General features: G+C 43.0%; 12 protein-coding genes. 1 reads left to right on the top strand and 11 read right to left on the bottom strand.

What is annotated here, in order from left to right; genetic code table 11:
• Positions 1-973 precede the first annotated feature (973 nt).
• From hpaB to B6A27_RS12940, 4 genes are all read right to left on the bottom strand, one after another.
• Positions 974-2,425, bottom strand: a complete 1,452-nt coding sequence (gene hpaB / locus B6A27_RS12955) for a 4-hydroxyphenylacetate 3-monooxygenase, oxygenase component (RefSeq protein WP_080862308.1) — start codon at positions 2,423-2,425, stop codon at positions 974-976.
• A gap of 233 nt (positions 2,426-2,658) precedes the next feature.
• Positions 2,659-3,615 (bottom strand): ROK family glucokinase, encoded by a 957-nt coding sequence (locus tag B6A27_RS12950; protein WP_066145852.1) that lies wholly within the window; start codon positions 3,613-3,615, stop codon positions 2,659-2,661.
• A gap of 7 nt (positions 3,616-3,622) precedes the next feature.
• The gene (locus B6A27_RS12945; RefSeq protein ID WP_044744522.1) at positions 3,623-3,835 is read right to left on the bottom strand and encodes a YqgQ family protein; all 213 of its coding nucleotides are present in this window, start codon (positions 3,833-3,835) and stop codon (positions 3,623-3,625) included.
• A 338-nt stretch (positions 3,836-4,173) separates the two neighbouring features.
• The gene (locus tag B6A27_RS12940; RefSeq protein ID WP_066146543.1) at positions 4,174-5,631 is read right to left on the bottom strand and encodes a spore germination protein; all 1,458 of its coding nucleotides are present in this window, start codon (positions 5,629-5,631) and stop codon (positions 4,174-4,176) included.
• Between the two features lie 128 nt (positions 5,632-5,759).
• Between B6A27_RS12940 and B6A27_RS12935 the strand changes: the two genes are divergently transcribed.
• Positions 5,760-6,635, top strand: a complete 876-nt coding sequence (locus tag B6A27_RS12935; RefSeq protein WP_080862307.1) for a hypothetical protein — start codon at positions 5,760-5,762, stop codon at positions 6,633-6,635.
• A 3-nt stretch (positions 6,636-6,638) separates the two neighbouring features.
• Here B6A27_RS12935 and B6A27_RS12930 read toward each other — a convergent pair whose 3' ends face one another.
• The 7 genes from B6A27_RS12930 to B6A27_RS12905 form a co-directional block, all read right to left on the bottom strand.
• Entirely contained in the window at positions 6,639-7,787 is a 1,149-nt protein-coding gene (locus B6A27_RS12930) for a rhomboid family intramembrane serine protease (RefSeq protein ID WP_080862306.1), read from the bottom strand.
• 76 nt (positions 7,788-7,863) lie between these two features.
• The gene (locus B6A27_RS18850; RefSeq protein WP_201722564.1) at positions 7,864-8,040 is read right to left on the bottom strand and encodes a hypothetical protein; all 177 of its coding nucleotides are present in this window, start codon (positions 8,038-8,040) and stop codon (positions 7,864-7,866) included.
• A 372-nt stretch (positions 8,041-8,412) separates the two neighbouring features.
• Positions 8,413-9,378: an L-lactate dehydrogenase gene (locus B6A27_RS12925; protein ID WP_080862305.1), complete on the bottom strand. Its 966-nt coding sequence runs from the start codon at positions 9,376-9,378 to the stop codon at positions 8,413-8,415.
• Positions 9,379-9,463: 85 nt separating this feature from the next.
• The gene (locus tag B6A27_RS12920; RefSeq protein WP_044744526.1) at positions 9,464-10,240 is read right to left on the bottom strand and encodes a DUF92 domain-containing protein; all 777 of its coding nucleotides are present in this window, start codon (positions 10,238-10,240) and stop codon (positions 9,464-9,466) included.
• Complete coding sequence (locus B6A27_RS12915; protein ID WP_044744527.1) at positions 10,233-10,802, bottom strand: 5-formyltetrahydrofolate cyclo-ligase; 570 nt, start codon at positions 10,800-10,802, stop codon at positions 10,233-10,235. The genes B6A27_RS12920 and B6A27_RS12915 overlap by 8 nt, the downstream gene beginning before the upstream one ends.
• Positions 10,803-10,964: 162 nt before the next feature.
• Positions 10,965-11,114, bottom strand: coding sequence for a 50S ribosomal protein L33 (rpmG, locus tag B6A27_RS12910; RefSeq protein WP_044744528.1), 150 nt, complete (start codon positions 11,112-11,114; stop codon positions 10,965-10,967).
• Positions 11,115-11,196: 82 nt separating this feature from the next.
• Complete coding sequence (locus B6A27_RS12905) at positions 11,197-13,590, bottom strand: sugar phosphate nucleotidyltransferase (RefSeq protein WP_066145860.1); 2,394 nt, start codon at positions 13,588-13,590, stop codon at positions 11,197-11,199.
• Between the last annotated feature and the right edge of the window lie 116 nt (positions 13,591-13,706).

Raw genomic sequence — 13,706 nt, 5'->3', positions numbered from 1 at the left:
ACAAACCATAAAATGGATATTATTCCTATTTTCCACCATATATCTTAATATTCTTTTGACAAAAAGGCAACTTATTTTTGTTATATGGCCGATACATAAACTTTTTGCAACAACTTCCTATAGATGTAACTCGACACGTTCATTTTTGTATAAATAGAGGGTAAAAACTGTTTGTTGACAGTCGAACGATCAAGCAATGCTGCTTCACAGAACCATCCATAGGCCTGAAAGCGATAGGGCTCAGAACCTTCCGGACATATTTTTTCAGTTTGATATAGAGAGCTAGTCATTCAACCCTTCCAGAGTCGCGACAAAACTTTTCATGCTAGCAGTCTATTAGCCATTTGACTCGCAAGCCACATTTCTATGTAAAAAGGGCCTTTCTGAAGGTACTGCATGCATCATGGATATACGTTTGTCACCAAGAAAAAGTTTCACTTGGATTTGTTCAATCATCATAATAGGGAGATGCGTCCATCTTTGTTCCAAAGTGAGCAGGGGATGATCTGATTTTAACAGGGAGCCGATCGTCGAGAAAATAGGGATTCTTCTTCTGGGGATTACCCTAACGCTTGAACATAGAAGCTTCTCTGCTCCACAACGAAAATGGTCCTTAACGTTCCTTTGGGTGATTTGATCGCTTGGTATCCGACAATTCGAGTGCTTTCGTACTTAGATATTTTGTGCATGAAAAAATGCTTGGTTTTCGCACGCTTTTTCTCCAGACACCCCATATATCCGGCGAACAAAGAACATGAGCGATCGAATATAGCAAAAATCGGGGTGATCGCCCACCGAAATTTATCTCTCCCTACCATTTTTACACGCTTAAAAAGGGAGACTTCTTTCCTAAGTGGGGATTAGGAACAATAGAAGCTCCCTCTGCCTTTATGAACCAATCGTCCGTTTTATCAATAAGGTCTAACCGTATGTTTAGTTTTGTAAGATGGCAGGTTGGAGAGTTCCATTCGCTTTATCCGTTAGCATTCGTACTTTCTAAAAACTGCTGCACCATTTGAACACATTTCGTTTTATCATACCCGTTGTAAAAACTGACGGAAAACTTCGCAGGATCACCGAAAAAAAAGCGTTCATAAAGCGTTTGTCTTGTTCCAAACGCGCTCATGGTCATATCCCATGCCAAGCGAAACAATTGTACCCGATCTTCAGCCTCCAGCGTCGCTGCCTGTAAATAGCGATCTAAATCTGAACGAATAGGAGAAGCAAAATCCTTTTCTGTCGGCAAACAAACGAGGCCGCTGGCGCCAAGCAATTGAACAATTTCTGCAAAACGCGGATACATTCGCGGATATAAAAAGGCTGACGCAGATAACGGTTCTAGGGCAGGAATCATCGTACCGCGGCGATCTGGTTTCGCCTCCCTTTCTGATGCCAGCAGCAATGCCTTTAACGCTTCTAATGCAGCAGCAATTTCACTTGCTTTTTCTTTGACATGCTGATATTCCCCAATTTGAATTGATTCAATCAGCAAATGCACGACCCCAAGAAAATATTCCGTCTTGACTACTCTCCTGGAAAGTACCTGATGCAAAAGCATCGCCGATAAATGGCTCTCTGTATACAGTTCTTTAGCCAGCCATGCATTTTTATATAAAAATACACGGTCCCACGGTACAAGCACATGATCAAAAACAACAAGCGCATCCACTTCATCAAATCGCGAACTTAGCGGATAATTAAACGCCGACGAGCCGCCTGCAAACGATGGGCGACAAATAAACTTTAATCCTGGCGTGTTTGTCGGAAGAGAAAATGCGTAAATATACTCATCACCAATATAATTGCCGCCAGCAGGCAAAACGAGGAGCTCATCCGTGATTCCTCCCTGAGTAGCCAAAAGACGCGCTCCTTTTAAGACAATGCCATCGGCTGTTTCATCGACGACCTTAGCCGCCACAATCTCCTCATTATCTTCTATATAACCAAGAGAACGGTTTTTCTGAGGATTAATAAACGTATGTGTAAAAGACCAATCATGTTTCATTGCTTGCTCATATAAATGACGTACATGCTCGCCATACTCAGGTCGTTGCTCCGCAAACATATCGGCAGCAGCAGCTAAGGCCATGACAGCTGTATTCATGTAGTCAGGTGATCTTCCCATCATGCCGGCACTGATTTTCGCCCACTCCTGAAACATGAGACGTCTTTTTTCCAAATCCTCTTTTGTCGTCGGACGCAAAAAAGAAGCACCTACTAATTCGCCGTTTGGAGCCCGGAACGTAAGAATGTGTTGCTTATCTGGATGATGCTGAGCATCATACAATTTCGCTTGACTGCGCATAATTCCCGAGAAAGCTGGATGCTCAGATCGTTTCCCCGTGACGGGGGTACCATCGATCCAAACATCCGCCTGCTGATTGTCAATCCTTTCAATATACTCGCTTCCTCTAATAATCCCCATGGTTCTTCCTCCTTCTGGCCGCTGCCCCAAAATATTTACGAGTATTGTATGCTCAGAAGGATGTACGAGTGATTTCACCATGAACCATCATTCTATTTTTATGGAGAGATCGCTCATTTTACTACATGTCAGCCGTTCTTTCCCTTCGTCTCTTTAAAATGACGAATAAACTTGGCCATGCGGTTCATATAAGAAAAAGGCTGATTGCATGAAACAATCAGTCTTTTATGCTGCTATAATAAAAACGCTTGTTTGGCCAGCCAAGCACCGCCAATCACTCCAGCATCATTGCCGAGCGTTGCCGTAACAATAGAAGCTCCCTCTGCTACACGAGGAAAAGCAAAACGTCTAAAATAATGGCCGGTATGCTGAACTAATATGTCACCAGCTTTGGATACACCGCCGCCAATGACAATTTTTTCCGGATTCAAGGCATTGGCAACATGAGCGAGAGCCAGTCCCAGATGAAAGGTGACAAAGTCAACGATTTCAAGCGCCAATCGGTCATTGGCTTTAGCTGCGTCAAATACATCTTTGGCCGTTACATGTTCTGCTTGCCGCAATATACTATCAGCTTCGCTATTGGTCAGCTTTTCTTTTGCGATACGCACAATTCCTGTTGCCGAAGCGATCGTTTCTAAGCAGCCCGTTTTTCCGCAATTACAAGCAGCTCCTCCGTCCGGGATGGAGGTAATATGGCCAATTTCACCACCCGCACCATTCGTTCCGCGCACGATTTGACCATTGGCAATCACACCGCCGCCAACTCCTGTCCCAAGCGTGACACAAACTAAATTTTTTGCGCCATTCCCTGCTCCTTTCCACATCTCGCCAATGGCTGCCATATTAGCATCGTTATCCACAACAACAGGAAGCGATGTTTCCGCCTCAAGCAGGTTTTTCAAAGGGTAGTTTTTCCAGCCAATATTGACTGTCTCATAAACGACTCCTGTGTCTCCTTTGATAGGACCAGGCGCCCCCATGCCGATCCCTAGTAGCTTCTCTCTTCCTTGACCGTGCTTTTCCAACCTTTGATCAATGGCTTTAGCAATATCAGTAACAATATGTTTTCCGTGATCAGTATGATTTGTATCGATTTCCCATTTATCAATCATTTCCCCATATATATTGATAAACGCCATTTTAATTGTTGTGCCACCTAAATCAACACCTGCTAACCATTTTTCCATGTTCTATTCATCCCTTTTTCATTCGTTTTTCTCGTTCCATTTGTGCCTCATGCCTCACGATCAACAGCGCCATTTGGTATTCCTGCACATCAATCAGCTGCGATTGATATAGCTCCTTTAGCTCCTCCTCCATTAACTCTAAATCAGCTACCCGATCGCCTACATAAATAATCGTTCCAAACTTTTTTAAAAGCTGCTGAACATCATAAACCGTTTTCATCTTTTCACCCGCGCTATATGTTATATATCGTTTTTGTACATATTATAAATTTATAAACAAACGGAGCAAGCCGTCAAGAAAGGAAACGATCCCTACTATAAAAAACATAAAAGAAGGCTTCAGATTGTAGAAAAAGTCACTTTTGGCTTTGCCGGTCATTATTTAAATTAATTATGATTTTTCTATATCAGACTCGCTTGAAAATGCTTGGTTAACGAGAAACATAGACGAGGGAAGATGCAAATCGAACAAAATGTAGGAGACGAGCGAAACCAGTAATGCAGAATGAAAGCGTTTATCAACAGTTAAAGGCTTATCTTACGAAAAGATAAGCCTTTTTATCGATCGGGATCACGCGGATGCAGCACGGTCGGTCTTCGATTTTTTAACGGAATAGGAGAGCGAATCAACACGTCGCGCATCGCCCGGTAGGAAAACGGAATAAAGGGCCATAAATAAGGAATCGTAAAGGACTTCATGCGCGCTAGCATCATAACCCACAACGTAATTCCAACGATATAACCGTAAACGCCAAATAAAGAGGTAGCAATGAGTAAGCCAATGCGCACAAGGCGGTTCGCCAATCCCAGCTCATAGCTTGGTGTCGCAAATGTACCAATCGCTGCAATAGAAAAATAAAGAACGACTTCATTGGAAAAAATGCCGACCTCTACAGCAATTCCCCCAATCATCAGAGCCGCCACAAGTCCCAGTGCCGTCGCTAAGGAGGAAGGCGTATGAATCGCCGCCATTCTTAGCATATCAATACCGAGTTCAATCACAATGAGCTGGGCAAATAACGGAAGATCTCCTGTACTTGCTTTCCCAATAAAGGAAAGGGCACTAGGCAGCTGATCAGAATTAGTCATCGCCCAATACCATAGCGGCAGCAGAAAAAGCGAGGCCCAAACAGCTAAAAAGCGGACCAAGCGCAAATAGGCGCCAACAATGGGTTTATTGCGATACTCCTCCGCATGCTGTAAATGGTGCCAAAATGTCGCTGGCATAATCAAGACACTGGGTGAGCCGTCAACCATGACCAAGACATGACCTTCATATAAATGAACGGCCGCCGTATCTGGCCGTTCCGTGTACCGGACAACCGGATAAGGATTCCAATGTCGTCCAGAAATAAATTCTTCAAGTGTTTTTTCTCCCATTGGCAGCCCATCTGTATCAATTTTGGAAATCGATTCCTTCACACTGCGAACAATTTCCGGATTTGCGATATCCTCAATATAACAGACACAAATGTCGGTTTTGGATCGCCTCCCTACTTGCATATATTCCATACGCAGCGTTCGGTCGCGCACTCTCCTTCTCGTCAACGCCGTATTAAAAACAATGGTTTCGACAAAGCCGTCACGTGCGCCGCGGACCACCCGTTCCATATCCGGCTCTTGCGGTCCGCGAACCGGATACGTGCGAGCATCAATCAAAATAGCATAAGCGATCCCATCAATCATTAATGCCGTAGGACCTGAAAGCACTCCATCGACAATTCGATTTAAATCATCCGTCTTTTCTAATTCAACATAAGGCAAATATGTTTTTAACAATTTCTCGATCGGACTTTCCTGAAGCGCTTGTTGATCAAGGGTTGCTAAAAACTTCATGATATAGTGCAAGATATCATCTTTGACAAATCCATCAATCATAAAAAAAGCCATGCTGCGTCCTGCATATTCTACATCTAAATGAATAACATCAAAACTTTTGCCAACACCTAGACGCTCACGCAAATAAGCAACATTTTCAGACAATGATGTGGAAATAGCCCGCTTTGTTCGTTCCATCGTTTTTTCACCTGCACGATCTCTCATTTATCCTCCAGCATTGACAGACGCGCGAGAATTCATACATATTTTCCAAATTCTCTGCATATACATTGGTGAAAACTTGTCCATATTATTGGAGGAAAAATATGAAGCGAGCACTTTTTTGGATGATCCCTCTATTTGTCACACTATTGATAAGCCTTTATCTTTTTCCGTTTTCTTTTGAGAATCCATCACAAGAGGCCATCACTTTTTTTCCTATTGACCAAGAGGCTAGCTTTCAGCAAACCGCAACCGTTTTACATGCTCGGTCGCCAAAATCGCACCATTCATATTCCCTTTCTTGGACGGTCTCTTCTTCTTTAAACGAAAAAGTGTATTTGCGGCAAGATATTTCTTTGCTGTTTGCAGATGGACGTTTAATGGGGACTTTGTCTAAATGGAGAGAGGCTGACCAATCACTGCGGCAAGAACGGTCCTTTCAGTCGACCGATAGTCATTTTTTCCAAGCGATTTCTTTTCACTATGGAGAGATTCATCGCGGAGACACCATTACGAGCAGTCAAAAAATGAGTGGCGATCAATTATATGTCATTGCTTCTCCATACTCTCCATTTACTTCTTTCCGTCACGCCAAAACAGCAAATGAAAAAGAATGGCAGCGAGTATTAAATAAAGCCTCCTCACAGCTTCTTGAATATACAGCTAAAGCAATGATTGAAGAAATAGGGGTTAATGAACGACGCTACTATCACTTGTATTTGCCAGAGCTGCTTTCCTATAACGAGCAGCCGTTTCCTGATCTTTCGCAAGCAAAAACCCAAGCCATTATCGGCAATCTATGGGAAGGATTGTACAAAAACTATTTTTTAGGAATCAAACAAAAGGATGGATCGATTACTTCGCCAATTGGAAGCACCGTTCCGCTTCTTTTAATAAGTAAAGACTACTCCCATTTAATTGTTTTGACGAAAACGAAAAATGGGGAAACTGTGCAATTGCGCCAGCATATTTCCCCATAATCTTTATCCTTTAAATCCCATATATAAACTAAAAGAAAGCAATGACAATGTCACGAGAAACGAAAGCAATTGCTTGCTCCATGAACGATGGCGCGGCAAGTGAACGATATTGGCTGCCAGAAAACCACCAATCAAACCACCGATATGTCCGGCGTTATCAATCCCGGGAATCAACAGTCCCAACCCTAGATTAAGCACGATTAATCCTATAATATTAGCCCCCATTGTTTGAAAGAAAAGATGGCGGTATACCGTACCAAAATAAAGAAGGGCGCCAAATAAGCCGAAAATCGCTCCAGACGCTCCTGCGGAGATGGAAGAGGTGAATAAAAAACTGCCGACTGTTCCGAAGAAGCCTGCCAACAAGTAAATAAACAAAAAGCGCCAAGAGCCATATAAACGTTCGACCACGATTCCTAAATAATATAGCGCCATTGTATTCATTAATAAATGAAGAAAACCAATATGTAAAAAAACCGGTGTAATCAGCCGCCACCATTCCCCCGATTGAATCAGCGGGTTAAACTTTGCTCCATATTGAATTAGCACAGCAGAATTCGTGCTGCCTCCTTTCCATTCAAGAAAAAGAAACATCAATACTTGGATCGCGATTAATGCATAAACGATCCGTGGCTTGCCGTGCTCCATCAGGCGTTTCTCTTTTTCTTGCCTTTCTTTTTCTAGGCGGAAGACATGCCTTTGGATAGACTGGATAGCAAACTGGGGGTCCATGTCATGTTCGATCGCGGGCAGCGAAACGGAAACATGGATGATTTGGCTTATGTCCTGCAACGCTTGCATCTGGTTGGCTGAATGAACCAATATCGTATGTAAGCTCGAATGCTCAGTGGGTTCCTTCACGATCCATTCCCAATCATCAACCGGCGGATAAGCGGAAATATAGATATTCAAGATTGGAAGCGAACGGCGTAAATGCCGTTTTTGCAGCTGTTCAGCTATCTGGCGCGTATATTCAAGATCACGTTGGAGCCAGCTGCTCCAATCGATATCATACCGCACAAGCCGAATAAGCGGAGCGCCTTTATGCTCGAAAGACTCTAACCATATTTCATGAGGCGCATTCGATAATTTGATAATTCGATAGCGGTTTTTCACCAAAAAGTATACGAGCTGCCAATAAAACAGATCCACGTTTCCCTCTCCCTTTCATATCGTTAAAAACCACGTGCTATGACGAAAAGCTTATTTTTTAGCCATTGTACCATAATTAATGAAAAACTTGCGAAACAACTGCTTTGCGAACAAATGGAATGCTCATTCCTGCACGCACAAGCAGTGTCTGCAAGGGACGAATGCTCAATGCTCCATTCAGCAACCGATAACGATAGCGATACAGGAAAATCGCAGCGATTACAGCCGCAATGGCATATATCGTTTTATTCACTTTTTTCGCCTCCCATTCATGATTTCTCTATTCTTTTTCCCCAAAACCGATAAATTATAAAACGCATCCTTTATGCTTTATGAAGGATGCGTCAGACTATGGATAAACGCTTTCATTCTGTGACACTGGCCCCGTTCGTCCACTCACACTCATAAGCGTCTTTTGTTCGATCTGCGTCTTCATTCGACTACGCTCATTTTCTGCCAAGTGTTGTCCAGCCAGTCTGCAAGTAGAAATGTCACCATGAACGGATGTTGCATAAACCTCCCTCACCTACTCTCCGTTAAGAGATAGAAGACTTCTCGGTGGACGATGTTAAAATAGTTGTAGACAAAGTCAAAATGGACATTGTCTACAACTAACACAGCTTTCTTATGAAGGATGCGCTTTATTTCCGAAAAAAGGGTTGAGAACATTTTTTAATACCGTGGCTGAATGGGAGAATTTCTCTTTTTCCGCTTCTGACAGCTTTAACTCTACAATTTCACGGATGCCGCCGCGATTGACGATGGCTGGAACGCCGATATAAATATCCGCATGGCCATACTCACCGTTTAAATAAGCAGATACCGTCAGCACAGAATTTTCATTTTGTAAAATCGCCTTTGTTAAACGGGCAAGACCCATGGCAATTCCATAATAGGTTGCCCCTTTGCGCTCGATAATATGGTAGGCGGCATCACGAACGTTCGCAAAGATTGTTTCTAAGTCCTCTTGCTTATACTGCTTGCGCTCACGAATAAACTCTGTTACAGCTTTTCCGCCGATATCTGCATGACTCCACACCGGAAGTTCGGTATCGCCATGCTCACCAATAATATAAGCATGAACATTTCTAGCGTCCACTCGAAAATACTGTCCGAGCAAATAACGGAAACGGGCTGTATCTAAAATCGTTCCTGAGCCAATCACCCGTTCATGCGGAAGCCCTGAAAACTTCCATGTCGCATAGGTAAGAACGTCGACAGGATTTGTGGCAACAAGAAATATTCCGTTAAATCCACTTTTCATGACTTCTGAAACGATGGATTCAAAAATTTTCATATTTTTATGAACTAAATCTAAACGAGTTTCTTCCGGCTTTTGGTTGGCTCCAGCCGTGATGACAACAAGGTCGGCGTTTTCGCAATCACGATAATCACCAAACCATATTTTCGTTGGTGAAGGAGAAAACGGAAGACCGTGGTTTAAGTCCATTGCATCCCCTTCCGCTTTTTCTTGATTAACGTCAATTAACACAAGCTCTTCCGTAATGCCTTGATTGAGCAAAGCAAATGCGTAACTTGAGCCAACAAAACCTGTTCCAATTAGAACAACCCTTTTTCCTAAATGTGCCATCTTTGCTTCTCCACCTTTCACCATTCATAACAAGAGAGTTTTCTTCTATACTTTACCATTATCTATCGGGTTCCTCCCCTTCTTTCTATTGCAAATTCGTGACAAACAAATAAACAATCAGTGAACAAGCAATGGCTAACCAATTTACTAAATCGTTATTAAGTAAACGAATTCCTTTAATATGTACAGTTTTTTGCTGACAGTGCTCCGTTTTTTCTGTTTCAATGCCGCAAACCTCGCAGCGGTACATCGCTTGCCACACCGCTCCTAAATATGTATCAATCATGCAGCCTAAAAAACCGGCGATGCTCACAGCAACAACGGGAACACCATCCCATAGCAGCGAACCGACCACAGCGATTAGTCCAGCTCCTAAACAAGAAGCAGCAAGGCCAAGCCAGGTAACCGCCCCTGATGTCCCCGGCTCCGTTTTTTCCCATGTTGTAACAAGGCGAGGAGACTGGCGGCTGAGACTGCCAATCTCTGAAGCCCATGTATCCGCATTCGCCGCAGCAATGGAAACGATAAACAATCCTTGCCAAACAAAGGAAGGAAAAAAAAGGGAGAGTAAGCTAATGGTCGCCGGAATGCTTCCATTCGCGAAAACTTGAATATAATCCCGTTGCGATCCTTTTGCGACTTTTTCCGCTACTCTTTCCTTTTTCCGATGACAAAAATGGCTCCAAAAGCTTGATGTAACAAAAAATACGCCTAATAGGCATAATCCCTTCCAAGCAAATCCAGCAGCAACTGCTGTTCCAACCAAAACAGTCGCTAATGCTCCCGATATCGACAAAGAGCGGACAACGAAGCCGCCAATAGCCACGATCCAAATAGCAGCTATATATAGCCATTCATTCATCACACATCATAACCTTTTCATTAGTAACAATCATGTCAACCGGAATGTCATGCGCTTCAAATGGAACATGGTTTACCACTTGAAAGGAATAAGCAAGCGAAATCGTCGGCCGCCAAAAATGCTGCAGGTAACGGTCATAGTATCCGCCCCCATAGCCGATTCGATATCCTGCTTTGGAAAAGCATACTCCCGGAACGATCATCACATCGATTTGCCGAGAAGCGACTTCTTCCGTCATGGCTACAATCGGCTCCTGTAAACCGAAATAAACAGACTCTAATTGATCAAATGAACGGATGGCGCGAAATGTCATCGTTTTTTCTTGTGGATCACATTTTGGGACGCATACCGTTTTTCCTTCCTGCCAAGCCTTTTCAATAATGGGTTTTGTGTTAATTTCGTTCTCTCTGGAAATGGTGATCCCAATGGTTTCCGCCTGCTGCCAAACCGGCAAAGCGTACAGATTCTCCGCAATTTGCGCGTCATACTCGTTCTTTTGCTTTGCTGATAAGCTTCTTATTTTTTCTTTCATTTGCTTGCGAAGCGCGCTTTTTTCCTGCAATTCATTCCCTCCTCTGCTTTGCCCTCCTCCTCACTTACCTAAGTTGAAGTGGAGCATTCCTGTCCTTCTCTTCGGTAAAGACCGATTCATTCCCCACTTATGGAAGCAGGAGATTTCTCATTTGAGATGATAAAAAAGCAGCAGGAAAACGTTTCCTACTGCTTACTTTGTTTCGCGATGAAGGGTCGCTTTTTTGTCTCTTGGACAATATTTTTTTAACTCTACACGATCTGGATTGTTGCGTTTATTTTTTGTTGAAATATAGTTACGTTCGCCGCATTCTGTGCAAGCCAATGTAATATTTACGCGCATGATCATTTCCCTCCAAACTTTATAAACTTATAATCAGACTTTTCTATGATAGCACTTTTTTGCGGCAATTTCCATATTTAATTTATGCATTTTGATACTGGCGAATTTTTTTTATATAATAAATCATCGTTTCACGTGCTCTTTGAACATCCAGGGCTTCAGAATAAATGGTAAACATCGGCTGATCCAGCTCCGGTAAAATAAACGTCCAGCCGCCATCAGGATGATATAATTTAATTCCGTCATTGACATCGACAATCGTTTCGTCCTCATCCTCCATCAGTCGACGCAATACAATCGCCCGGGCGTTCCAAGGACAGAACACATATTCTCTAAGCCAATGCATGCGTGGGGTGGAAGCGGTAATTTCAGATAATGGACGTCCCTCGGCAGCTAGCAGCTGAAGGAGCTGGACAAACGCATAAATGGCATCATAACAAAAATGAAACGGTTGCTGCCATTCTTTGAGCATCTCTTTTCGTGCCCCTTTGATTTTTTTGATTTGCCCATTCATTTGTCTAGCCACGGTCTCTAGCGCAGATGGCGCATAGCTTGGAACCAAAACAGGACATTCTGGCTGAAACCATAACGAGGTGATCGTATATAACGATAGCAGTTGTTCTTCAGTCACTATCGTTCCGCTTTCGTCCATAATCCAAAATTGCTCGCCATCCCTTCCTGTGATTAAAGCAAATAACGCGTCTCCTGTTTTTATATAATCGGCAATATCGCGAAAATCAGCGCTTTTCAGCATTTCAATTTCGCATGGCTGGCCATGAAGCAGTTTGTTTGCAAGATGATGGACATGTGATTCTGAGGCAAGAATTGCTTTGCAGCCACGAAGAGGCAAATGGATTTGTTGCTGCATTTCTTGAATGTAAGAGGCGCTTGGCTGTAGATGAGTATTAGAAAAACCTATTTGTTCCATCGACACACGGCGGATTTGCTCTTGAACGAACGTACGTTCAATTTCTTTTTCTTGTAAATAATTAATCGGATAGCCGTGCTTGTCATACAAATCAATGTAGATGCTTCGATCTTTTTCATCAAGGAAAATATAGACGCCGCCATCATAAGAAGATCGACGAAGCTGGTGACGCACAATCGGCGCAGTAACACTTTCTAGACATTCCGCTGTAACCACTCCTGATGCGTGCAGTCCATGAATAAACGCTTGTTTAATGAGGTTCGTAAATGGGTGTCCATCCCCTGCAACCATTACATGATGATGAACCTGAAGCGTACTTCCATAAGCAGCAGCTAGCCTCGAAGCATATTCAGGCGTCATTTCTACATTAGCAATACCGGCAATCCCGCGTGTTCCAAACAAGGATTTTTGTTGTTGCTTTCCCCAAAACACGGAAGAATGAATCACTGTTCCTTCCGCAATCGTTTTTTCCGGCCAAATTTTCATATTGGGCTTTACCTGCACCCGCGGTTGAAGAGTGCAGCGGCTACCGATTACGGATTGTTCAAGCAGTTCCACGTTGTTGCCTAAATAGGTGCCATCTGCTAAAATACTGCCACGCAATTCGCAATGCTTTCCGATATAGCTTCTCTCCCAAATGATACTTCGTTTCACGGAAGCATGCTCGCCGATTTGCACATTGGGTCCAATGACAGAATGGGCATCGATTTTGACATTTTGGCGAATAAACGCTCCATTGCCTATAAATGATGGACCGACAATAACCGCACCATCCTCGATTTTCACATCGGATCCGACCCAAACATGGGGAAACAGCTCCTTGCCATTGATCGACACTTGCACATGTTTATTTAAAATGTCTATGTGCGCTTTTTGATATTGCTGAATGGTGCCGATATCGAGCCAATAGCCTTTAGCCAAAAAAGCATATAAAGGCACATCCTTTTTTAATAAAAAAGGGAAAACATCATTGCTGAAATCGCACTTTTCATTTTCAATAATATACTCTAAAATTTCCGGTTCAAAAATATAAATACCCGTGTTGACAAAATCGGTATATACTTGGTTCCATTTTGGCTTTTCAATCAGCTGCTTGACCCGCCCTTCACGTGAGACGATAATTCCTCCGTAATTAAGCGGCTGCCGCTCCTGCGACATAACGATCGTGGCTAAAGCGCCTCGCTGGCGATGAAATTCCACCGCTTCAAACAAGTCGATATCGGTTAGCGCATCTCCACTGACAACAATAAACGTGTCATCAATAAAAGAAGCGGCGTTTTTTATGCTTCCTGCTGTGCCAAGCGGCTCATGTTCTTCAAAATAGTCAATATTCACTCCAAATCGGCCGCCGTCTTGAAAATGCTGTTTAATCACTCCCCCTAAATATTGAATGGTCATCGCAATATCAGTAATCTCAAACCGCTTAAGCCACTCAATGGTGTATTCAAGCACTGGTTTTCCAACAAGTGGGACCATTGGCTTTGGAATGTTGCACGTCAGCGGTCGCAAACGCGTCCCTTTTCCCCCAGCCATAATCACACCTTTCATGATTTTTTCACCTCCCCACCTTTTTTACGGAATATTCTTTCAATATTTTTTATTTTTATTTTAACTCCTTCTCTCCTTACTTACAATAATCTTATCGATTTTATGCATTTATTTAT

Origin of the sequence: Anoxybacillus sp. UARK-01 (assembly GCF_002075365.1) — a bacterium.
Classification (GTDB): domain Bacteria; phylum Bacillota; class Bacilli; order Bacillales; family Anoxybacillaceae; genus Anoxybacteroides; species Anoxybacteroides rupiense.
The sequence above is the reverse complement of the archived record's forward strand: the minus strand, read 5'-3'. Positions and strand labels throughout refer to the sequence as shown.